Source organism: Streptomyces sp. NPDC006691, assembly GCF_042869955.1.
Classification (GTDB): Bacteria; Actinomycetota; Actinomycetes; order Streptomycetales; family Streptomycetaceae; genus Streptomyces.
This window is the reverse complement of sequence record NZ_JBIAGW010000018.1, coordinates 110,667-131,641: the sequence shown is the minus strand read 5'-3', so window position 1 is coordinate 131,641 and position 20,975 is coordinate 110,667. Positions and strand designations below refer to the sequence as shown.

General features: G+C 71.8%; 18 protein-coding genes. 7 read left to right on the top strand and 11 right to left on the bottom strand.

The features are described 5' to 3' along the window. Nucleotides 1-16: 16 nt before the first annotated feature. From ACFYNP_RS30470 to ACFYNP_RS30460, 3 genes are all read right to left on the bottom strand, one after another. A complete protein-coding gene (locus ACFYNP_RS30470; RefSeq protein ID WP_100577030.1) occupies nt 17-613 on the bottom strand; it encodes a TetR/AcrR family transcriptional regulator in 597 nt (198 codons plus the stop codon). An 82-nt stretch (nt 614-695) separates the two neighbouring features. Continuing rightward, complete coding sequence (locus ACFYNP_RS30465; protein ID WP_388789994.1) at nt 696-2,351, bottom strand: class I adenylate-forming enzyme family protein; 1,656 nt, start codon at nt 2,349-2,351, stop codon at nt 696-698. Further along, nucleotides 2,348-3,121 (bottom strand): SDR family oxidoreductase, encoded by a 774-nt coding sequence (locus tag ACFYNP_RS30460; RefSeq protein ID WP_388789991.1) that lies wholly within the window; start codon nt 3,119-3,121, stop codon nt 2,348-2,350. Before ACFYNP_RS30460 ends, ACFYNP_RS30465 begins: the two co-directional genes overlap by 4 nt. A gap of 662 nt (nt 3,122-3,783) precedes the next feature. On the opposite strand from ACFYNP_RS30460, the gene ACFYNP_RS30455 reads away from it, so the two are divergent. Beyond that, entirely contained in the window at nt 3,784-5,070 is a 1,287-nt protein-coding gene (locus ACFYNP_RS30455; protein ID WP_388789988.1) for an exo-beta-N-acetylmuramidase NamZ domain-containing protein, read from the top strand. A gap of 136 nt (nt 5,071-5,206) precedes the next feature. Then, on the top strand, nt 5,207-6,523 hold the full coding sequence (locus tag ACFYNP_RS30450) for a serine-threonine protein kinase (RefSeq protein WP_388789985.1): 1,317 nt from the start codon (nt 5,207-5,209) through the stop codon (nt 6,521-6,523). 18 nt (nt 6,524-6,541) lie between these two features. On the opposite strand, the gene ACFYNP_RS30445 is transcribed toward ACFYNP_RS30450, so the two are convergent. Beyond that, complete coding sequence (locus tag ACFYNP_RS30445; RefSeq protein ID WP_388789982.1) at nt 6,542-9,376, bottom strand: penicillin acylase family protein; 2,835 nt, start codon at nt 9,374-9,376, stop codon at nt 6,542-6,544. Nucleotides 9,377-9,916: 540 nt separating this feature from the next. On the opposite strand from ACFYNP_RS30445, the gene ACFYNP_RS30440 reads away from it, so the two are divergent. After that, entirely contained in the window at nt 9,917-10,528 is a 612-nt protein-coding gene (locus tag ACFYNP_RS30440) for a hypothetical protein (protein ID WP_388411163.1), read from the top strand. Nucleotides 10,529-10,701: 173 nt separating this feature from the next. Beyond that, nucleotides 10,702-11,409: a 3-keto-5-aminohexanoate cleavage protein gene (locus ACFYNP_RS30435; protein WP_388789979.1), complete on the top strand. Its 708-nt coding sequence runs from the start codon at nt 10,702-10,704 to the stop codon at nt 11,407-11,409. 176 nt (nt 11,410-11,585) lie between these two features. Here the strand turns inward: ACFYNP_RS30435 and soxR are convergent, their stop codons facing one another. Next, nucleotides 11,586-12,047, bottom strand: a complete 462-nt coding sequence (gene soxR, locus ACFYNP_RS30430; protein WP_388411159.1) for a redox-sensitive transcriptional activator SoxR — start codon at nt 12,045-12,047, stop codon at nt 11,586-11,588. A gap of 209 nt (nt 12,048-12,256) precedes the next feature. Here soxR and ACFYNP_RS30425 point away from each other — a divergent pair, with 209 nt between their 5' ends. Beyond that, on the top strand, nt 12,257-12,718 hold the full coding sequence (locus ACFYNP_RS30425; RefSeq protein ID WP_100577022.1) for a MaoC family dehydratase: 462 nt from the start codon (nt 12,257-12,259) through the stop codon (nt 12,716-12,718). A 55-nt stretch (nt 12,719-12,773) separates the two neighbouring features. Here the strand turns inward: ACFYNP_RS30425 and ACFYNP_RS30420 are convergent, their stop codons facing one another. The 3 genes from ACFYNP_RS30420 to ACFYNP_RS30410 form a co-directional block, all read right to left on the bottom strand. After that, nucleotides 12,774-13,409 carry a TetR/AcrR family transcriptional regulator gene (locus tag ACFYNP_RS30420; RefSeq protein ID WP_388411157.1) on the bottom strand — a complete coding sequence of 212 codons (636 nt, stop codon included), beginning with the start codon at nt 13,407-13,409 and terminating at the stop codon, nt 12,774-12,776. 116 nt (nt 13,410-13,525) lie between these two features. Further along, the gene (locus tag ACFYNP_RS30415; RefSeq protein WP_100577020.1) at nt 13,526-13,813 is read right to left on the bottom strand and encodes a YiaA/YiaB family inner membrane protein; all 288 of its coding nucleotides are present in this window, start codon (nt 13,811-13,813) and stop codon (nt 13,526-13,528) included. Nucleotides 13,814-13,915: 102 nt separating this feature from the next. After that, nucleotides 13,916-15,067 carry an acyl-CoA dehydrogenase family protein gene (locus tag ACFYNP_RS30410; RefSeq protein ID WP_388789977.1) on the bottom strand — a complete coding sequence of 384 codons (1,152 nt, stop codon included), beginning with the start codon at nt 15,065-15,067 and terminating at the stop codon, nt 13,916-13,918. A 66-nt stretch (nt 15,068-15,133) separates the two neighbouring features. Here ACFYNP_RS30410 and ACFYNP_RS30405 point away from each other — a divergent pair, with 66 nt between their 5' ends. Both ACFYNP_RS30405 and ACFYNP_RS30400 read left to right on the top strand, forming a co-directional pair. Further along, on the top strand, nt 15,134-15,775 hold the full coding sequence (locus ACFYNP_RS30405; RefSeq protein WP_388411151.1) for a TetR/AcrR family transcriptional regulator: 642 nt from the start codon (nt 15,134-15,136) through the stop codon (nt 15,773-15,775). A gap of 110 nt (nt 15,776-15,885) precedes the next feature. Further along, a complete protein-coding gene (locus tag ACFYNP_RS30400; RefSeq protein ID WP_388789974.1) occupies nt 15,886-16,953 on the top strand; it encodes a DMT family transporter in 1,068 nt (355 codons plus the stop codon). On the opposite strand, the gene ACFYNP_RS30395 is transcribed toward ACFYNP_RS30400, so the two are convergent. The 3 genes from ACFYNP_RS30395 to ACFYNP_RS30385 form a co-directional block, all read right to left on the bottom strand. Beyond that, entirely contained in the window at nt 16,858-17,937 is a 1,080-nt protein-coding gene (locus ACFYNP_RS30395) for a Zn-dependent alcohol dehydrogenase (RefSeq protein ID WP_388789972.1), read from the bottom strand. The genes ACFYNP_RS30400 and ACFYNP_RS30395 overlap by 96 nt on opposite strands. Before the next feature lie 45 nt (nt 17,938-17,982). Next, entirely contained in the window at nt 17,983-19,377 is a 1,395-nt protein-coding gene (locus ACFYNP_RS30390) for an aldehyde dehydrogenase family protein (protein WP_388789969.1), read from the bottom strand. 92 nt (nt 19,378-19,469) lie between these two features. Further along, the gene (locus ACFYNP_RS30385; protein ID WP_388789967.1) at nt 19,470-20,867 is read right to left on the bottom strand and encodes a CitMHS family transporter; all 1,398 of its coding nucleotides are present in this window, start codon (nt 20,865-20,867) and stop codon (nt 19,470-19,472) included. Between the last annotated feature and the right edge of the window lie 108 nt (nt 20,868-20,975).

The window sequence follows — 20,975 nt, the reverse complement described above, 5'->3', positions numbered from 1 at the left end:
GCGCGGCAGTTCGGGATCAGGGACGCAGCGCACGGAGCAGCAGGTCGGCGAGGTGATCGGCGACCTGCTGCTGGGTGAGCGGCCCGTCCGGCCGGTACCAGGTGGACAGGTGGTGGACCGAGCCGAAGTGGTAGTCCACCACCAGGTCGGCCGGGGTCGCGGTGGAGAACACCCCGGCGGCCTGGCCCTCCTCGATGAGCGCCCGGAACCGCTCGTGGTAGCGGCGGCGCTCGGCGCGCACCTGCTTGTTCTTCTCCGGGCTCAGCTGATGCATCGAGCGGAAGAAGATCGCCGCGTCGTCGAGGTTGTCGATGGTGGTCACCACCACGTCGGCGGCCGCCTCGCGCAGCCGCTGCTCGATCGGCGCGTCCGCACCGGCGAACGCGTCGAGCCGCTCCTGCTGGAGGCGGAGCACCCGGGCGTAGACCTCCTGGAGGAGGTCCTCCTTGGAGCCGAAGTAGTGGTAGAGCGCGCCCTTGGTGACGCCGGCGGCCTCGACGATCTCCTGTACGGAGGTGCGGTCGTAGCCGTTCTCCGCGAACAGGCGGGTGGCGGCGGCGAGCAGCCGCTGGGGGACGGGGGTGGTGCCGCTCGTGTCCGTCGCCTTGGCCATCGCCGCCACCTTTCTCTCGTACGTGCGCGGGGGCCGTGGCCCCTCGCCCTGTTCCGGTCCTGCTGTGTCGCTGCGCCGGGCGCTACGCCTGGGTGCGCAGCTCCCGCCTGAGGATCTTCCCACTCGTGGTCTTGGGAAGCTCCGCCAGGACCTCCACCACGCGCGGGTACTTGTAGGCGGCGAGCCGCTCCTTGCAGTACGCGGCGAGCTCGGCCGGATCGGCCTCGGCACCCGGGCGCAGGCTGACGTACGCCTTGACGCTCTCGCCCCGGTAGGCGTCGGGAATGCCCACGACGGCCGCCTCACGGACGGCGGGGTGGGTGTAGAGGACGTCCTCGACCTCGCGCGGCCAGACCTTGAAGCCGGACGCGTTGATCATGTCCTTCATCCGGTCGACCACGTAGAGCCAGCCGTCGCGGTCCATGAAGCCGATGTCGCCGGTGCGCAGCTCCCCGTCGGGGAACGCCTCGGCGGTGGCCTCGGGGCGGCGCCAGTAACCGGGCACCACTTGGGGTCCGCGCACCACGATCTCGCCCTGCTCGCCGAACGGTACGTCGTTGCCTTCGAGGTCGACGATCCGCACCACGGTCTCGGGCCCGGGCACGCCGACCGAGAGCGTGCCGGACACCGGGTCGACGGGCGCCACCTTCTCGGGCGGCACCGAGGCACAGGGGGCGGTGCACTCGGTCAGGCCGTAACCGTTGCGGATGTACGGCCCGAAGTCAGCGCGGAACTTCTCGACGAGCGCGGGCGGCAGGGGGGCGCCGCCCGACGAGATGACCTCGAAGGAGGCGAAGTGCTCCCGGGTGACGCCGGGGGTGGCCGCGAGCGCCATGAAGGCCGTGGAGGGTCCGACCGTGTAGGCGGGGCGGTGTTCGGCGAACGCGTCGAGGACGACGCCCGGGTGGAAGCGGTAGGCCAGGATCAGCGTGCCCGCGTTGGCGACGCAGGCGGCGAGTTCGCAGACCATGCCGGTGATGTGGAAGAGCGGCGCGAGCGCGAAGTAGCCCGAGCCTTCCGCTATCGGATGTCCCGTGCGCTGCCTCTCCGCGTTGTAGGTGATGCCGCGATGGGTGTTCATCGCGCCCTTGGGGGTCCCGCTGGTACCGGAGGTGTAACTGATCAACGCCGTGTCGGCGGCGGACAGTTCCCGGTCCGAAGGTGCTTTCAGCCCCTGCCGTGCGACGGTGACGAGATCGTCGGTGTCGGCCGGTACGGGGAGCCGCTCGTAGCCGCCGAACACCCTCTCGTCGTCGAGGCTCTGGAGATCGAGTTCGCAGGCGGTGAGCGCGACCCGGACCGTCGAGTCGGCGGCGGTATCCCGCAGATACCCCTCCCAGGCGCGATCGGAGCACACCAGGGCGGCGACCTCGGCGTCGCGCAGGACGTGCGCGACCTCGCCCGACTTGTACATCGGGTTCAGCGGGACGACGGTGGCGCCGGCCTTCCAGGCGCCGAGCAGGGCGATGACGAAGTGCGGGGTGTTCTGGAGCATGAGCGCGACGCGGTCGCCGCGGACCAGGCCCCGGGCGGCGAGGTGGCCGGCCACCGAGTCGGACAGCGCGTCGGTCTCGGCGTAGCTGAGCCGGCCGTCGAAGTACACGAGAGCGGTGTGTTCGGGGGCGCGGGCGACGGCGGCGCGGAAGGAGTGCAGCACCGTTTCGGGCGGGCTGATGTCCGCCCGCTGGGCCTCGCTGAGCTGGGCGAGCCAGGGCTTGGCCGCGTAGATCGAGGTCATTCGGCGTCGGCCTCCCACTTCTGCTGGAGGTGGTTCATGCTGGTCAGCCAGCGGTCGGGGGTGGCGGCCCGGGCCGTGTAGTAATCGGCGACCTCGGGGTGGGGCAGCACCAGGAAGCGGTCCTCGGCCATCGCGGCGAAGAGGGCCTCGGCGACCTGGTCCGGCTCGATCGCGGTGGGCCTGAGCACGAGGTCGCCGGCCGTTCCGGTGGCGGCCAGCATGTCGGTGCGGACCCCCTGCGGGCAGATGGCGTGCACCTTCACGCCCCGGTGGCGGTAGGTCAGCGACAGCCACTCGGCGAAGGCGAGCGCGCCGTGCTTGGTGACGCTGTACGGGGCGGCGCCGATCATGGTGAGCAGCCCGGCGGCGGAGACGGTGGACACGAAGCGGCCCTCGCCGCGCTCCAGCCACGCGGGCAGCAGCTCCTTGGCCGCGCGTACGTGGGCCATGACGTTGACGTCCCAGGCCGCGGCCCAGACGTCCTCGGGGGCGGCCTCCGAACCCCCCGATCCCAGGCCCGCGTTGGCGCAGTAGACGTCGATGGTGCCGCCGAGCGCGTCGCGGGCGGCGGGGACGACGGTGGACGCGTCGCCCGGTACGGCGATCGCGCCGATCTCCTCGGCGGTGCGGTGGGCCTTGTCCGCGTCGAGGTCGTTGACGACGACGCGGGCGCCCTCCGCCGCGAATCTGCGGGCGAGGGCGGCTCCGATGCCGCCGCCCGCGCCGGTGACGACGACCGCGGGGCTGTGCCCCGGCTGTCCCGTACTCATCTGGACCCGCCTCTCTGCGTGCCGAATGCCCCGACAGACTAACCAGTCGGTATGTCTCGGGGGAACCCCCCGCCCCCTCCCTCCGGGCACACCCGGCCCGCCCCACTGTGCCCCTCGCACAGCGCGTGCCCGCCCGCCCGGCCGCGCCCCTCGCCCTCCCACCGCGCGTGGCCGTTCGCGCAGTTCCCCGCGCCCCCAACCCCCTTCCCGGCTGCGGACCGTGCCCCCTTCCCGCGCAGTTCCCCGCGCCCCCAACCATCCTTTCTCGGCTGCGGACCGTGCCCGCTTCTCGCGCAGTTCCCCGCGCCCCCAACCACCCTTTCCGGCTGCGGACCGTGCCCGCTTCTCGCGCAGTTCCCCGCGCCCCTAACCCCCGTTCCGGCTGCGGACCCTGCCCACTTCCCGCGCAGTTCCCCGCGCCCCTGTAGGCGGCCCGTGTACCTCGATACCGGCCCGCACCGAGGCACTTTCAGCCTGTCCGGCGTTTGAGGACGAGCGCCCTCAAGGCGCGAACGGGGGTCCGGGGGCAGAGCCCCCGGGGCCGGGACCAACCAACCCCGGGCAACGGGCGGGAGGGCGGGCAAACCTCCCCCAGCCCAACCCCCGGAGGGCCCCGGCATGGAGCGTTCCCAAACCCCACCCCAGGGGCTAGCGTCCGGAGGATGACTCCCTCCAGACGGGACGTGCTGGCGGCCGCCCTCGCCACAGGAGCCCCCCACACGGGAACCACCGCAGGAGCCCCCGCAGGGCCCCGCACGGGAACCACCCCGGAACCCCACCCCACCAGCCCCACCAGCCCCACCCCCACCCGTACCGGATTCGACCGGCTCGCAGCCGACGGCTACACCCCCCTGGCCGGCCAGTCCATCGGCATCGTCACCAACCCCACCGGCGTGACCCAGGACGTCCGCCACATCGTGGACGTCCTGCACGCCGACCCCCGCGTGCGCCTCACCGCCGTCTTCGGCCCCGAACACGGCTTCCGCGGCACCGCCCAGGCCGGCGGCTCCGAGGGCCGCTACGACGACCCGGCGACGGGGCTGCCCGTCTACGACACGTACACGAAGAGCGGCCAACCCCTCGCCGACATCTTCACCGCCTCCGCCGTGGACACCGTCGTCTTCGACATCCAGGACGTCGGCGCCCGCTTCTACACCTACATCTGGACGCTCTACGACTGCATGGAGGCCGCAGCCCTCGCCGGCAAGCGGTTCGTCGTCCTGGACCGGCCGAACCCGGTGACCGGCCGGGCCGCGTACGGCCCGGTCCTGGACCCGGCGTTCGCCACCTTCGTCGGGCGCAGGCCCATCGCCCAGGCGCACGGGATGACGGCGGCCGAACTCGCCCGGCTCTTCAACGCCGAGTTCCTCGGCGGGAAGGTCCGCCTCACGACCGTCGGCATGACCGGATGGCGCCGCACCGACTTCTACGACCGCACCGCCCTGCCCTGGGTGCCGCCCAGCCCCAACATGCCCACCCCCGACACCGCCCTCGTCTACTCCGGCACCTGTCTCTTCGAGGGCACCAACCTGTCGGAGGGCCGCGGCACGACCCGGCCGTTCGAACTCCTCGGCGCCGAGGGGATCGACGGCCGCTGGGCGGCCGCGCTCGGCCGACTCGCCCTGCCCGGCGTACGGTTCCGCGAGGCGTACTTCGCGCCGACCTTCTCCAAGTTCGCGGGGAGGACCATCGGCGGCGTACAACTGCACGTCCACGAAAGGGAGTTGTACGACCCGGTACGCACCGGCATCGCGCTCCTCGTCACCGCCAAGCAGGCCTGGAGCGGCTTCGCCTGGCGGTCGGACCACTGGATCGACAAGCTGACGGGCTCCACCCTGGTACGGACGATGATCGACGCCGGCGCCACCACGGACGAGGTCGTCGCCGCCTGGCAGCCGGGGCTCGAAGCGTTCCGCACCGTACGCCGCAAGTACCTGATGTACGGCTGAAGCAGCTGCTTCACGGCTGAGCCGCAGCACGAACGCCGGGATCCCCACCGCTCCACCCCGTCCCGCATATGGCCAGGTCCACGGTGCGGCGGGACGATGGAGGGCGCTCATCGTCGAGCGGACCGGAGGTCGGGGCATGACGGACATCGGAGTCGAGCCGTACCGGGAGATCACCTTCGACGCGGACGGCGACGCCGATCCCGCCGAACGCACGGCCCTGACCGGCGTGGACGCCACCGACCTGGTGCTGTTCGCGCACGGCTGGAACAACACCCCCGACAACGCGAGGAGCCTGTTCCGAGCCTTCTTCGCGGCGTTCCCCGCCTGGGTCAGCGGGTCGGCCGGGGTCCGCCTCGGCTACGGCGGGGTGATCTGGCCGTCGATCCGCTTCACGGACGAGACCATCCCGAACTTCCCGCACGCCGCGGCGGTGACCGCACCCACCGGGCCCGGACTGGACGGCGCGACCGTCGCCGCGCTCAAGGGGTTCTTCCCCGGCCAGGACGCCGCGATCGACCGGATCGCCGGACATCTGGAGCAACGCCCGGACGACGAGGCCGCGTTCACCGACTTCGCCCGGCTGACCCGGCAGCTGGTGACGGTTCCCACGACCGGGCCGGGCACGCCCGGGGACCTGGCGACGGAGGACGGCCCCGGAGCCTCGCCCGCGATCCTGACCGACGACATCCTCGGCCTGTGCCAACGGTTCACGGCGGCCCTCGCCGACACCGGCATGGCCGTGCGTCCGGGGCCGCCGGGGCCCTCGTTCTCGATCGGCGGCTCCCTCAAGCACCTCTGGGACGGCGCGAAGGAGGTGCTCCGCCAGACGACGTACTACGAGATGAAGCACCGGGCGGGCACGGTCGGCCAGCGCGGCCTCGGCCCACTGATCGGCCAACTCACCCTGGCCCGACCGGACTTGCGCATCCATCTCGTCGGGCACAGCCAGGGCGCACGCCTGGTCGCCTTCGCGCTGAAGGGGCTGCCGGGCGGGGCGCGCAACGTGAAGTCGGTGACGCTGCTCGAAGGCGCCTTCTCGCACTACACGTTCGCGGAGCGGCTGCCGGAGGGGCTCTCGGGGGCGGGCGCCCTGAGCGACGCGCAGGGCCGGGTCGACGGCCCGGTCGTGTCCTGCTACTCGCACTTCGACACCGCGCTCGGCGTGATCTACCCCGTGGCCTCCGCGCTGTCCGGCGACTACGCGAGCGCGCTGCCCGGCCTCGACCGGCGGTGGTGGGCGATCGGCCACGACGGCATCCAGGCGGTCAGCCCCTGCACCACGCTCACGCTCGCCGAGGCGCTGCGCGACGGGGTGCCGGACTCGGGCTGCGTCAGCGTGGACGCGGCGGCGGTGGTGAAGGACGGCGGCCCGCCATCCGGTGCGCACAGCGACATCTGCCACCCGGAGCTGGCCCGGGTGGTGCTGGCCGCGGGCAGGATCGTCGCACCCTGACCCGCGGCCGTCCGTTCCCTAGCGGTGGCTGGGGAACTCGACCACCTGCTGATAGGTGGGCCGGTTCTGCCAGTTGATGGTGGACTGGGTGATGCCGCCGAGCGGGCGCTGCGTGATGCTGTCGGCGCACCACTGGTCACCCGCCGAGCAGCCGGCGTCCCCGGGATAGACCTGGGCCGGAGTCTTGGCGACGGCCTGCTTGAGCGTGCCGAGCAGGCCCTCGCGGCAGGCGGCGAGCTGGCCGCCGCCGCAGTAGGCGTGGGCCAGCGGACCCTGCACGTTCTCGCCCAGGACCGTCCTCAGGTCCTTGTCGACATAGCTCCACCAGCCGTACTGGAAGGCGGACCCGGCGTGGGCGCCGGTCGGGCCGTGCCCGGCCGAGGGCGCTTCGTCGATGCCGAGGTTGGTGGTGAGGGCGCTGTAGAGCGGGTCGCCGAGACCGGGCCGGAACTCCCCCTCGACCAGCAGCGGCCACCAGGCGTCCATCAGCCGCACCGCGTCGGGATGGGTGTAGGTGTGCGAGCCCTGCGCGGTCTCGCGGCGCTGACTTCCGTCACCTTGCCATGCCTCCAATTGCTGGACGGCGGTGGCCAGTTGGGGATCGGTGATGGGTGCGCCGCGCAGCACCTTGAGGAGCTCGGGCAGCACGTCCTCGCCGCGCAGGTCGGTGACGGCTGCCTGGGCCATGGCCCGGGTGAGCGAGGAGCGGGTCACACCGCCCTGCGCGACCAGGGCCTTCACCCGGTCGTCCAGGAGGTTGACCCGGTGCACGGATCCGTCGCCGAAGCCGGCCGTGGAGTAGTCCTTGGCCTGCTTGTTGTTCCAGGACACGTAGTAGTCCTGGCCGACCGACTGGGGGTGCTGGGCGGGCGGGGTGTACGCGGCCGTGTTGGCGGCGGGGTCGAAGCCCTGCCATTCGTAGGCCTGCTCCGCCTTGACGGGCAGCGACGGGTCGACGTCCGGGTCGCGGACCGGGTTCAGACCGCTGTTGTAGTACGCCGCCGTTCGCGAGTCCGCGTAGAACCAGTTGAAGGTGTAGTCGACGGCCTGCGCCGCCTCCTGGAAGGTCTTGGCGTCCTTGACGAACGAGGGGTCGTTCATCATCTGGAAGCCGATGATCGAGTCGGCGTCGTGGCGGTAGGTGGAGCGCAGCGAGGTGTACGCGACGGGCTTGCCGCCCACGGTGGCGCGGGCCGTCACGATGCCGTAGTTGGTGCGCCACACCTGCATCCGATAGGAACCGGCCGCGGTCGTGTCGGCGACGGTCGGCTTCCAGCTGTTGGTCTTCTCCAGCTTCTCCATCGGCGTGCACACACCGCGGTAGACGTAGTGGGTGGCGTCCTGGCACAGCTCCACCGCATAGGTATCGGTGATGTCCTGGCCCGCGGAGGTGGCCGACCAGGCGTAGTCCTGGCCGCGGCCGAGCTGGACGTACATGCCGACCCCGGCGAAGGAGGCACCCCGGGCGCTGATGCCGGGCCCCTGGATCTCCTGGAGCATCAGCAACTGTGGCGCGAAATAACCGGTTTGCGGGCCGAAGACGGCTACCGGGTTGCCGCTCGCCGTGTGCGAGCCGGACACCACGAGGGCGTTGGACATGCCGCGCGGCTTGCCGAGGTCGACGCCGGGCAGCGCCCCGTTGTCGTACATGCCCTTCAGCGGCTTGAGGTTCTGCGGGACCTTCACATCGGCCTTGGCATGGGTGTTCGCCGAGCCGGTGCGGTCGTAGACCAGCTGTTCGGGCACGACGGAGCCCGGGTCGGGCAGCGCGGCGCCCTGCGCGTCGGCGGGCTTGCCCGCGTACGGGAAGCTGGTGCCGTCGTGCACGGTGAGCGCGGCCTCGGGGTCGTTGCGCTCGCGGAAGGACTCCCAGACCTTGGTGCCCTCGGCGACGCCGTACTTGGCCTGCGCGGCCTGGAGCGAGAGCGCGGCCTGCACTTCGCCGCCGCCCCCGCCGCCGAACAGCCCGCCCACCACGGAGGCGAGCGCGATCAGGTCGGTCAGCTTGAAGGGCTGGATCTCCCCCACGTTGGTGATGGAGTCGATCTTGCCGGTGAGGACGTATTCGCCCGGGAAGTACCGGCCGTCCTTGGACTGCTTGGCGTAGGCGTTGATGCCGTCCACGTAGGCCTGCGCGTCCGCCATGGCCTGCTCGCCGCGGGGCCCGTTGGTGGTGCGGATGCGGTCGACCTGCGCCTGGAGATCGGCCTCGGTGTACGGGGCCTGCGGCCAGAACTCCTGCTCCAGGCCCTGGTTGGCGAGGGCGCCGCCCGCGAAGGAGGTCAGCTCGCCGCGCCCGATGTGCCGGAACAGGTCCATCAGCCAGAGCCGGTCCTGCCCGGCCGCGTACCCCGCGCCGTACTCGGTTCCGTAGCGCGTGGTGCCCTTGATGTGCGGCACGCCCGTCGCCTTGTCCCGGGTGATGGTGACGTCCGGGCGGGGCGAACTGGTCGACTGCGCCTGGCCGTTCGGCACCCCGAAGGAGGCGTCGTTGAAGAAGGAGTTGAGTTTGTCGTCGGTGAGCGAGGACTGGCCCGCCACCAGCGCGTCGTACTTGCCGAGTTCGTCGTCGCTGTGTGCGGGGTGGGTCCCGAACACCTTGTTGCCGAGGATCTCGACGAGGGTGGCGTTGCCGTTGGCGCCGGGCGGCAGGATGTCGGAGCACTGCCCCTGGCAGTGGTCGCCGTCGGCGGGTTCGGCGGCGCCGGCCTGGGCGGCGGGGCCGAGCAGGGCCGCGGAGAGGGCGAGGACGGTGACGGCACACGCGGCGGCTCTGCCGCGTCCGATGGCCGTCGTGCGTCGAAGTCTGCCGAATGTTCCGGGTGTTGTGAGCCTTGCGGTGCGTCGTCGCATGCGCGCTCCTAGTGGGGGCCGATGCGCGGGAGGCTACTGGGGGGTACGGCACGCCGTAAGGTGAACATGCGTCACCTTCTCCGAATCCCCACACGCTCGCCCGATCGGCTCCGCGAGCGCGGCGCCGTACCACCGGACGCTGTGCCCTTTCGGCCTCCGTCGGCGCGCGTATTCCTTCCGGCCTTCGCAGGGTTATGTGGGGCGGACGGATGCGGGCCGTGCCCATGACGCACAAGTGCCCTGAGGGATGGGATGGGTTGACGCGTTTCCCGAGGCACGGGTCAATCCCGCCCGCGACCGCCTCGGCCCCTTCTCCGACCCGCCCTCGGCCAGGGGCTTTGCGTGTTACCGCAGGTCGCCGGGGCAACCGGCGCATACGGGCCACGTTGTGAGGAGTTCCTGAGAATCGGATTCCAAGCCTTGGGACAGGGTAGGCGAATCCCCCGTAATGGACTCCATCGGAATTTCGATGGAGCCGGATCGTCATCCGGTACGTCCATTCCTCGACGCCGAAGTACGAGCGACGGAGGTGGCAGGGCCATGGCTGGTTTCCGCAGTCTGGCGAGACAGGTGCGCGACCCGAGGAACGACCTCGCGTTGCGGCGCTATTCGCTGCGCAAGTGTCTGGAGAGGTTCGCCCCCTACGGGCACCGGGCGACCTGGGACCATCTGTGCGGCAGGCACCGCATCGGGCCCGAGGACCGGGCCCCCGATCCGGCGCGGCTGGTGGCCGCGCTGGAGGAACTGGAGGCGGCCAGGACGGTCTGGCTCGCCTACGAAGTGGAGTTCGCGGCGCGCAGGAAGCGCGAGAAGCACGCGGGGCTGCGGCGCCCGGGCTCCTTCGACGACTGGCACCGGCGGACCTGGGGCGGTTTCGGGGTGGCGTGGTGCGACGATCCGCGCACGCATCCCACCGAGCCGCTGGCCGAGGTACTCGGCCGCATGATCGCGGCGCTGCGGACCACACCCGGCGCGGGGTGCCCGGTGTGCGGGGGAAGGCGGCTGGTGTGGAGCCAGGACCTGTCCCACGAACCGTGGTTCGGGCCGGTCTGTTCGGGCTGCGGCATTCTGGTCCCGCGCCCCGTGCTGACCACGGAGGCACTGACGCGGGCCAAGGCGGCACGGCGCGGAGAGCTGGCATCGGTGGCGTGAGCGGCGCGGGGGCGAGCCGACTCTCCCCCGCGTTGTCAGGAGACCCCGCACCGCCAGGAGACCCCGCTGTGTCAGGAGACCCCCCTGTGTCAGGAGACCGCGCGTTGCCGGGGAACCCTGCCCTGTCCGTGGTCCCGGGGCGGTTGTCAGTGGGCCCTGGCACCATCGAACGCATGATCCAGGTCTGTCTGAACGGCGCACGCGGTGCGGGTGACGGCACGGCGGTGCCCCTGTCCCCGGCCGCCCTCGCCGAGTCCGCGGCCGCCGCGGTGAGGGCGGGTGCGTCCGAGGTCCATGTACATCCCAAGACACCGTGCGGCAGCGACTCGCTCTCACCGCGCGTGGTGGGCCCGGCCGTCGAGGCGATACGGGTGGCGGTGGAGGTGCCGGTCGGGGTGACCACCGGCGCCTGGGCCGAGCCGGATCCGATACGCCGCGCCGAGCGCGTCCGGTCCTGGACGGTGCTGCCCGACTACGCCTCGGTCAACTGGCACGAGGACGGCGCCGACGAGGTGGCGGCAGCCCTGCTGGAGCGGGGCGTGGGCATCGAGGCGGGCATCCGGTCCGGCACGGACGGAGCCCGCCGCTTCCTCACCTCCCCTTATGTGTCACGGGTGTTGCGGATCCTGGCCGAGGTGACCGCCCCGACGCCGGGGGAAGCCGAGCCGACGGCCCGCGCCCTGCTGGCCGAGCTGGGTACGGCACACGGCAGGCCCGTGCTGCTGCACGGCGAGGACGCGGGCGCCTGGCCGGTGCTGCGCCTGGCGCGCTCGCTCGGCCTCGACACCCGCATCGGCCTGGAGGACGTACTGGTGCTGCCGAACGGCGAACCGGCGGCTTCCAACGCCGAGTTGGTGAGGGCGGCCCTGGCCCGCGCGTGAGGGCGGGCCGGCGTCCGCGGGAGGGGCCGGCGGCGTGAGCGGGAGGAGCGGGCGGCGCGAGCGGGAGGAGCGGGCGTCCGCGAGCGGGAGGAGCGGGCGTCCGCGAGAGGGGCGGGCCGGGCTGCGCGAGTGGGCGGCGGCGCCGAACAAGCTGCCCCCCTTCCGGCCCCCAGCCCTCAGCCCTCGCGTTCGGCGAGCAGCCGGGAGCCGACCCGGGTGGTGCCGAAGACATCGTCCGGGTTGGACAGGACGCAGTTGTCCAGGGACAGGCAGCCGCAGCCGATGCAGTCCGAGAGGTGGTCGCGCAGGCGGCCCAACTGGCTGATGCGCCGGTCGAGTTCGGTCCGCCAGTTCTCGGAGAGGCGGGCCCAGTCCTCCTTGGTGGGCGTGCGCTCCTCGGGGAGTCCGGCCAGTGCGTCGCGGATCGTGGCCAGCGGAATGCCGACGCGCTGCGCGGCCCGGATGAAGGCCACCCGGCGCAGGGTGTCGCGGCAGTAGCGCCGCTGGTTGCCGGAGGTGCGGCGGCTGACGATCAGGCCCTTGGACTCGTAGAAGTGCAGGGCGGACACGGCGGCTCCGCTGCGTGCGGCCAGCTGCCCGACCGTGAGCTCGTGGATCTTCTCTGGAATCTGCGGCACCCCTCGAACCCTACTGTCCCCGCCCCCTGACCCGGCGCCGCCTTCCCCCCACCCCCCACCACCGCAGGTCCCACCCCCACCGCCGTACGTCGTTGACAGGACCGGCGGCCCGAACCATGCTGAGCTAGCTGAGCAAGCGCTTGTACAGGTGCTTGCGCAGGCGCTTGTTCATGACGGCGAGAGCGTCGCGAGAGGCAGGGACCAGGGACATGGCAGAGCCGAGGATCTTCACGTCCGCCGAGGAGCTGAAGGCCGGGGTGGGCGAGCAGCTCGGGCACAGCGACTGGCTGGAGATCGACCAGAAGCGCATCGACCTGTTCGCGGACGCCACCGGCGACCATCAGTGGATCCACGTCGACCCGGAGCGGGCCGCGTCCGGGCCCTTCGGCACGACGATCGCGCACGGCTATCTGACGCTGTCGCTGCTGCCGACCCTGGTGCCGCAGGTGCTGCGCGTCGAGGGCATGAAGATGGGCATCAACTACGGCACCAACAAGGTCCGCTTCCCCTCCCCCGTGCCGGTCGGCTCGCGGCTGCGCGCGACGGCGGAGCTGACGGAGGTCGTGGAGGCGGGCGGCGGGGTACAGGTCACCGCGAAGGTCACCGTCGAGCGCGAGGGCGGCGACAAGCCGGTGTGCGTGGCGGAGTCGGTCTCGCGCTACTTCTTCTGAGCGCGGCCCCGACTTCCAGCGGTTTCCCGGGCTTCGGCCTTCGAGGCCGGGTCCGCTACTTCTGGACCCCCACCATCCGCAGCACGAGGTCGGCGTAGAGCGCGCCGACCTCGTCGGGCGTGCGGCGGCCCTCGGTGTTGAACCAGCGGGCCACGTCGATGCAGAGGGAGAGCACGGCGAGCGTGGTGCCGGGCACGTCCGGGACGTCGAACTCACCGGCCGCCACGCCCTCGTTGAGGATGCGGCGCACCGCGGCGTCGCTCCGCCGGCGCAGTTCCACGATCTCGGTGCGGTGCTCGGCGCCGAGCGCGTCGAGTTCGTACTGGACCACACGGGCCGTCGTGTGGTGCCCGGCGTGCCAGCGGACGAAGGAGCGTACGGCGGCGGAGAGCCGATCGGCCGCGCTGCCCTCGGCCTCGGCCGCGGACCGCAGGATCTCCAGGGCCTTGTCGTGCCCGATCCGGCTGATCCGGTGGAGCAGCTCTTCCTTGGTCTTGTAATGGATGTAGAGCGCGGCCGGGCTCATGCCGGCCCGGCCCGCGATGTCCCGGGTCGTGGTGGCGTGGTAGCCGCGCTCCGCGAACGCCTCGACGGCGGCGACCAGCAGTCTCCTGGCGGCCTCGGGAGTGACTTCGCCCCAGGGCTTTTCCTCGCCGTTGGCCGTCTCTTCGGTCACGTCAGCCGTACCCATCGCTCGCCCCTTCCGTCCGTCGGCGCTTATCGTTCAGCGGGACGAACACCATACCCCGAAGGTGAGCAAGCGCTTAGAGCCTGTCCGGCGGGTCCGGCCGCCTCGGCCGGAAACGCCTAGAGCTTCTGGAACGGGTCGTGCTCGGCGAGGAGCTTCTCCAGGCGGGCCTGGTCGACGCGGCTGACGATCTGGCCGGCCTCCTGGCGGTCCCTGATCACCTTGGCCAGGGTGAAGGCGGAGGTGACGAGGTAGAGGACCGCCATGGCGAGGAAGGCGCGGACCCAGGCGTCGGCCTGAAGGCGGAGGATGCCGATCGCGGTGGCGACCAGCGCGATCGCGAAGGCGGCGACGGCCTGGCCGTAGTACGCCGCGGTGTTCTGCTGCTTGACCTGTGTCTCACTCATGGCGACAGCATGGAGCGGATGTGGCACGTGCCACATCCGCTCTCGTACTCAGTACGTACTCAGTCGCCCGGGCCCTCGTCCGCGCGACCGGGGCGCCCGGGTTCAGAAGGCCGAAATCCCGGTCTCCGCACGGCCGATGATGAGCTTCTGGATCTGGCTCGTGCCCTCGTACAGGGTCATCACGCGGGCGTCACGGAGCAGCTTCCCGACCGGGTACTCGTCGATGTAGCCGTAGCCGCCGAAGACCTGGAGGGCGTTGTTGGCGGCCCGCACCGCGGCCTCGGAGGCGAACAGCTTCGCCTTGGACGCCGCGGTCGCGAAGTCCTGGCCGCGGTCGATGAGGTCGGCGACCCGCCAGGTCAGCAGCCGGGCCGCGTCCACGTCCACCGAGATGTCGCTGATCAGCTCCTGGACGAGCTGGTAGTGCGCGATGGACCTGCCGAACTGCTCGCGTTCACCGGCGTACTTGACGGCCGCGTCCAGGGCCGCCTGTGCGATGCCGACGCAGCCGGCCGCGACCGACATCCGCCCCTTGGCGAGCGCCGACATCGCGATCGAGAAGCCCTTGCCCTCCGGGCCGAGCAGCGCGGCCGCCGGGACCCGTACGTCCTCCAGGACCAGTTCCGCGGTGGCCTGGCCGCGCAGGCCGAGCTTGCCGTGGATGGTGCGGCGGGAGAGGCCGGGGGTGTCGGTGGGGACCAGGAAGGCGGACACGCCCCGGTGGCCCGGGGTGTCGCCGGTGCGGGCGAAGAGCAGCACCACATCGGCCCAGGTGCCGTTGGTGATGAACATCTTGGTGCCGTTGATGACGTAGTCGTCGCCGTCCCGGACCGCCCTGGTGGCGAGGTTGCCCGCGTCCGAGCCCGTGCCGGGCTCGGTGAGGCCGAAGCAGCCGATGGCGTCGCCCGAGGTGAGCCGGGGCAGCCAGGCGCGCTTCTGCTCCTCGCCGCCCCAGGACGCGATGGTCTTCGTGACCAGGCCCAGTGACACCGAGACGATGCCGCGCACCGACGAGTCGCCGCGCCCCAGCTCCTCGGTGACCAGGCAGTACGCGAGGTGGTCGCCGCCGGAGCCGCCGTACTCCTCGTCGATGGTGAGCCCGAGGAAGCCGAGCGCACCCAGCTTCTTCACGATCGACTTGTCGACGTTCTCGGCGCGGTCCCACTCGATGACGTGCGGGGTGATCTCGCGCTCGACGAACTCCCCGGCGAGCCGCTGGACCGCCGCCTGTTCCTCGCTCAGCTCCAGGTTCATGTTCGCTGCACCCCAGATTTAATTACCACTGCTAGTTTTTGGTTGGCAGGCCCTACTATGTGCCGCATGGCCCGACCGCGCAAGCCCCTCCTGAGCACCGACCGCATCGTCGCGGCGGCGAGCGCGCTCGTGGACGCGGAGGGCCTCGCGGCCGTCTCGACCCGGCGGCTCGCCGCGGAGCTCGGGGTCAGCGGACCCTCGCTCTACAACCACTTCCGCACCAAGGACGAGATCCTGGAGGCCGTCGCCGACGCCACCTCGGCACAGGTCGACCTGTCGATGTTCGACGCGGACGACGGGCGCGACTGGCGTACGTCCCTGCACGACTGGGCGCTGGCCTATCGCTCGGTGCTCACCCGGCACCCCAACATCGTGCCGGTGCTCGCACAGGGGCCCGGCCGCCGGCCGGCCGGGCTGCGGCTCGCGGACGCGGTGTTCGGCGCGATGGTCGCGGCGGGGTGGCCCCCGGCCCAGGCGACCCGGATCGGCGCTCTGATGCGGTACTTCATCATGGGCTCGGCGCTCGGTTCGTTCGCCCGGGGCTTCGTGGACGACGAGGCGGCCTACGATCCGGCGGACTATCCGCACCTGGGGCAGGCACATCTGCTCGCCGAGCGGCAGCAGGAGATCGACGAGGGCGCCTTCGAGACGGGCCTTCGGGCACTGCTCGACGGGCTCAGCCTCCAGTACGAGGCGCTGGACGGTTAGCCCCGGCCCGCTCCGTCGAACTCCGCGCTCCCGCAAGGGAGTTCAGGGGCGCGCCCGAACCGCCCGGAAATTCGGCCGGGTCCGGGGCGCGCTGCGCCTACTGTCCTCGCATGACCATGACGAACTCCTCGCCCGAGCGCCGTGCCGCCCGGCTCGCCCTGGCCGCGGCGGCGGTCTCCGTCGTGCTGTGGGCCTCGGCCTTCGTATCGATCCGCAGCGCGGGCGCCGCCTACTCCCCCGGCGCGCTCGCCCTGGGCCGGTTGCTCGCCGGCACGCTCGTGCTCGGCCTCCTGATGCTGATACGTCGCGAGGGGCTGCCGCCGCGGGGCGCCTGGCCGGGCATCGTGGCGTCCGGCGTGCTCTGGTTCGCCTGCTACATGGTGGCCCTGAACTGGGGCGAGCAGCAGGTCGACGCCGGCACCGCCGCGATGATCGTGAACATCGGGCCCCTCCTCATGGCGCTGCTCGCCGCCCGCTTCCTCGGCGAGGCGCTGCCGCCGCGGCTGGTCGCGGGGATGGCCGTCTCCTTCGCGGGCGCGATCGCCGTGGGGCTCTCGATGTCGGGCGACGGGCACGCGTCGGTGCTCGGGGTGGTCCTGTGCCTGGTCGCGGCGGCCACGTACGCGGCCGGGGTCGTGCTCCAAAAGCCCGCGCTGCGGCACGGCAGCCCGCTCCAAGTGACGTTCTTCGCCTGCCTGGTGGGGACCCTCGCCTGTCTGCCCTTCAGCGGGCAGCTCGTCTCGGACGCCTCGCGCGCGCCGGCCTCGGCGACCCTCAACACGGTCTATCTCGGCGTGTTCCCGACCGCGCTCGCCTTCACCACCTGGGCATACGCACTGGCCCGCACCTCGGCGAGCCGGATGGGGGCGACGACGTACGTCGTGCCCACGCTGGTCGTCCTGATGTCCTGGGCGGTCCTGCACGAGGTACCGGCCGCGCTCACGCTGGCGGGCGGGGCGGTGTGCCTCGCGGGGGTGGCCGTCTCCCGGTCCCGCCCCGGGCCTGCCTCCGGCGGCGCGGCGGCCGCGGTGGTGCCCGCCGCGGCCGCCGGGGGTGGGCCGCCCCTGCCCTCGCCGGTCGCCCTAGAACACCACCAGCGCCCGGCCGCCCTTGCCCGCCAGCATGGTGTCGAAGGCGGCCGGGATGCCGTCGAGGGCGATGCGCTCGGAGACAAGTGAGTTGAGGTCCAGGCGGCCGGCGCGGATGTGGTCGGCCAGGATCGGGACGTCGGTCGCGGGGTCGCAGTTGCCGTAGACGCAGCCCGCCAGCGTGCGTCCCCAGTGGAAGATCTCCAGGGCGTTGAAGGTGACCTGCTGGTCCTTGCCGCCGATGCCGACGACCGTCGTACGGCCGCCGCGCCGGGTCGACTCCCACGCGGTACGGATCGTCACCGCGCGGCCCACGCACTCGACGGCCACGTCCGTGCCCTGGCCGCCGGTCAGCTTGCGGATGTCCTTGGCCGTCGTCTGCGAGGCGACCACGAAGTCGGTCGCCCCGGCCTCGCGGGCCAGCCCCTCCTTGTCCGGGGAGACGTCGACCGCGACGATCTGCCCCGCGCCCGCGATCCGGGCGGCCTGGAGGGTGGCGAGGCCGACGCCGCCCGCGCCGAACACCGCGACCGTCTCGCCCGGCCGCACCTGCGCCGAGTGATGGATCGCCCCGTACCCGGTGAGCACCGCGCAGCCGAGCAGCGCGGCCTCCGTGAGCGGGATGCCCTCGGGGAGCGGGATCAGGCAGTTCTCCGCGACGACGGTCTCCTCGGCGAACGCGGCCACGTTCAGGCCCGGGTGCAGCTCGGTGCCGTCGGCGGTGTGCGCGTACACCGCGCCCGCGCCGTTCAGGGCGTTGACGCAGAGCCACACCTCACCCAGCGAGCAGGGGTGACAACTGCCGCAGGACGGAGCCCAGTTGAGGACGACCTCGGCGCCGGGGGCGACGGAGGTCACGCCCTCGCCGACGGCGACGACCGTGCCCGCGCCCTCATGGCCGAGGACGGCCGGGACCGGGACCCGCATCGTGCCGTTGGTGAGCGAGAGGTCGGAGTGGCAGACCCCGGCGGCGGCCAGGCGGACCCGCACCTGGCCGGGGCCCGGCGCGGGCAGGTCGATGTCGGTGATCTCCAGCGGAGAGCCGACGGCGGGCAGTACGGCGGCGCGAACCATGGCGTGCGTGACTCCTGAGCGAGGGGAGGGCGGACGGAGAGGGTCTCAGAACTGGAGCGACTTGGTCTGGAGGTACTCGGTCAGACCGTGGACGCCGAGCTCGCGGCCCACCCCCGACTGCTTGTAACCGCCAAAGGGGGCAAGGGGGTTGAAGCGCCCGCCGTTGATGTCGACCTGGCCGGTGTCCATGCGGCGGGCGAAGGCCACGGCCTCCGCGTCGTCGCCCGCCCAGACCCCGCCGGCCAGGCCGTACACGGTGCCGTTCGCGATGCGCAGGGCGTCGTCCTCGTCCTCGTACCGGATGATCGAGACGACCGGGCCGAAGATCTCCTCCTGGGCGATGGTCATCTCGGGGGTGACGTCCGCGAAGATCGTGGGCGAGACGTAGTAGCCCTGCTCCAGGGGCGCCTCGGCGCCGCCCGCGGCGATGCGCGCGCCTTCCCGGACGCCCTGCTCGATGTAGCCGCGCACCCGCGCGAGCTGCTTGGCGTTGACGAGCGGGCCGACGCGGTCGCCGACCGTGTACTTGGCCGCGGCGGCCGATGCCAGCTCGACGGCCTCGTCGTAGCGGTCGGTGTGGACCAGCATCCGCGTCCAGGCGCTGCACGTCTGGCCGGAGTTGCCCATCACGTTGGCGACGCCCACGTTGACGGCCTTGGCGAGGTCGGCCGAGGGCAGGATGACGTTGGCGGACTTGCCGCCCAGCTCCAGGGCGACCCGCTTGACGGCGGCGCCGGCCGTGGCGCCGATCTTCTTGCCGACGGCCGTCGAGCCGGTGAAGGAGACCAGGTCGACGCCCTCGTGCTCGGCGAGGGCCTGGCCCGCGACCGGGCCGAGCCCGGTGATCAGGTTGAACACCCCGGCGGGCAGGCCGATTTCATGCACCGCCTCGGCGAAGAGCTGCGCGGTCAGGGGCGTGTCCTCGGCGGGCTTGAGGACGACCGTGCAGCCCGCCGCCAACGCGGGAGCTACTTTGTTGACGATCTGGTGCAGCGGATAGTTCCAGGGCGTGATCGCCCCGACGACGCCGACCGGCTCCTGGTAGACCGTGGAGTTCCCGACCTTCTCCTCGAAGGAGTAGGAGGCGGCGAGTTCCGCGTAGGAGCCGGCGATCGCGATCGGCAGGCCCGTCTGTACGGCCTGGGCGAACGGGAGCGGGGCGCCCAGTTCGGCGCTGATGGTCGCGGCGATCTCGTCCTTGCGGGCGACCAGTTGGTCCCGCAGCGCCGCGAGCCCGGCCGCGCGCTCCGCGGGCGGGGTCGCGGCCCAGCCCGGCAGGGCCGCGCGGGCGGCGCGTACCGCCGCGTCGACGTCCTCGGCCGTGCCGGCCGGGACGTGGCCTATGACCTGCTCGTCGGCCGGGTTGAGCACCGCGATGGTGTCGCCGCCCGCGGCGGCCCGCCATTCGCCGTCGATGTACATGCCGTCGTGGGCGTTCATCACAATCCTCCCGAGCCGTGCCGCCGTGGTCGTCCGCCGCTCAAACTAGCGCCGTTAGTTTTTCGGCGCCAGGGCCCCCTGGCGGACCTGGCTCAGATGATGCCGAACAGAATGCCCGAGCCGAGCACCACCAGACAGGTCAGGGCCGCCCATTTCACCGTAAACCGGGTGTGGTCGCCGAACTCCACCTTGGCCATGCCGACCAGCACGTACACGGCCGGAACCAGCGGGCTGGACATGTGCAGGGCCTGCCCGGCGAGGGAGGCGCGGGCGATCTCCAGCGGGGAGACGCCGTGTGCCGCGCCCGCCTCGGCGAGGACGGGCACGACGCCGAAGTAGAAGCCGTCGTTCGACATGAAGTAGGTGAGCGGCAGGCTGAGCACGCCGGTCACCAGGCCCATCTGCGAGCCCATGCTGTCCGGCACCACGCCGACCAGCCAGTCCGCCATGTGCTTGACCATGCCGGTGCCGTTGAGGACGCCCGTGAAGACGGCGGCCGCGAAGACCATGCCCGAGACGTTGACGACGTTGTCCGCGTGGGCGGCGATCCGGGCCTTCTGGGCCGGGATGTGCGGGAAGTTCACGGTCAGCGCGAGCGCCGCGCCGATCAGGAACAGGACCGGGATCGGCAGCCACTCCATGATCATGGAGGTGAGCAGCGCGACGGTGAGCAGCGCGACGGTGAGCAGCGCGTTGAACCAGTACAGCTTGGGCCGCAGGGTCTCGCGTGCGGGGTCGAGCCCCTGGAAGCCGTCGTCGCCCTCGGGTGCGTCCGCGCCGGCGCCGCCGCCCGAGGCGCGCGGGGTCTCGCCGGAGCCTCCGGCACCGACCAGCACGGTCTCGGCCTCCGGTTCCAGGACCTTGTCGAGGGACAGGTAGCCCACGCGCTTGCGCTCGCGCATGCCCAGTACGTACGACAGGACGAGGACGGCGACCAGACCGGTGGCGAGAGCCGGGATCATCGGCACGAAGATGTCGGAGGCGTCCAGCTTCAGGGCGGTCGCCGCGCGGGCGGTGGGGCCGCCCCAAGGGAGCGTGTTCATCACGCCGTTGGCGGTCGCGGCGACGCCGGTCATCACCACCAGGCTCATGCCGAGCCGCTTGTAGAGCGGGTACATCGCCGAGACGGTGATCATGAAGGTGGTGGAGCCGTCTCCGTCGAGCGAGACGATCGCGGCGAGCACCGCGGTGCCGACCACCACGCGCATCGGGTCGGCCTTGCAGAAGCGCAGGATGCCTCGCACGATCGGGTCGAAGAGGCCCACGTCGATCATCACGCCGAAGTAGATGATGGCGAACATGAGCATCGCGGCGGTCGGCGCGAGCGAGCCGACGCCCTTGATGACGTAGTCACCGAGATGGGCTCCCTTGCCGACGAAGACGCAGAAGAGAGCGGGGATCAGAACCAGCGCCGCGATGGGCGACATCTTCTTCAGCATGATCAGGACCAGGAAGGTCGCGATCATGCCGAAGCCGAGGATGGTCAGCATTCAGGACACCTAACGTTCACCCTTGAACTGGCGCCGGGGGCCGGCGGTGCGGATGACGTTAGGTCGCCGTTTCAATCCTTAACAAGATGTTGACACCTGAGCAATACG

Excerpts from the sequence above, each read along its gene's own strand:
- ACFYNP_RS30455 (WP_388789988.1), top strand. The coding sequence starts at position 3,784 with ATGACTCCCTCCAGACGGGACGTGCTGGCGGCCGCCCTCGCCACAGGA.
- ACFYNP_RS30440 (WP_388411163.1), top strand. The coding sequence starts at position 9,917 with ATGGCTGGTTTCCGCAGTCTGGCGAGACAGGTGCGCGACCCGAGGAAC.
- ACFYNP_RS30450 (WP_388789985.1), top strand. The coding sequence starts at position 5,207 with ATGACGGACATCGGAGTCGAGCCGTACCGGGAGATCACCTTCGACGCG.
- ACFYNP_RS30405 (WP_388411151.1), top strand. The coding sequence starts at position 15,134 with ATGGCCCGACCGCGCAAGCCCCTCCTGAGCACCGACCGCATCGTCGCG.
- ACFYNP_RS30420 (WP_388411157.1), bottom strand. The coding sequence starts at position 13,409 with ATGGGTACGGCTGACGTGACCGAAGAGACGGCCAACGGCGAGGAAAAG.
- ACFYNP_RS30425 (WP_100577022.1), top strand. The coding sequence starts at position 12,257 with ATGGCAGAGCCGAGGATCTTCACGTCCGCCGAGGAGCTGAAGGCCGGG.
- ACFYNP_RS30400 (WP_388789974.1), top strand. The coding sequence starts at position 15,886 with ATGACCATGACGAACTCCTCGCCCGAGCGCCGTGCCGCCCGGCTCGCC.
- ACFYNP_RS30395 (WP_388789972.1), bottom strand. The coding sequence starts at position 17,937 with ATGGTTCGCGCCGCCGTACTGCCCGCCGTCGGCTCTCCGCTGGAGATC.
- ACFYNP_RS30470 (WP_100577030.1), bottom strand. The coding sequence starts at position 613 with ATGGCCAAGGCGACGGACACGAGCGGCACCACCCCCGTCCCCCAGCGG.
- ACFYNP_RS30410 (WP_388789977.1), bottom strand. The coding sequence starts at position 15,067 with ATGAACCTGGAGCTGAGCGAGGAACAGGCGGCGGTCCAGCGGCTCGCC.
- ACFYNP_RS30390 (WP_388789969.1), bottom strand. The coding sequence starts at position 19,377 with ATGAACGCCCACGACGGCATGTACATCGACGGCGAATGGCGGGCCGCC.
- ACFYNP_RS30460 (WP_388789991.1), bottom strand. The coding sequence starts at position 3,121 with ATGAGTACGGGACAGCCGGGGCACAGCCCCGCGGTCGTCGTCACCGGC.
- ACFYNP_RS30415 (WP_100577020.1), bottom strand. The coding sequence starts at position 13,813 with ATGAGTGAGACACAGGTCAAGCAGCAGAACACCGCGGCGTACTACGGC.
- ACFYNP_RS30445 (WP_388789982.1), bottom strand. The coding sequence starts at position 9,376 with ATGCGACGACGCACCGCAAGGCTCACAACACCCGGAACATTCGGCAGA.
- ACFYNP_RS30465 (WP_388789994.1), bottom strand. The coding sequence starts at position 2,351 with ATGACCTCGATCTACGCGGCCAAGCCCTGGCTCGCCCAGCTCAGCGAG.
- ACFYNP_RS30435 (WP_388789979.1), top strand. The coding sequence starts at position 10,702 with ATGATCCAGGTCTGTCTGAACGGCGCACGCGGTGCGGGTGACGGCACG.
- ACFYNP_RS30385 (WP_388789967.1), bottom strand. The coding sequence starts at position 20,867 with ATGCTGACCATCCTCGGCTTCGGCATGATCGCGACCTTCCTGGTCCTG.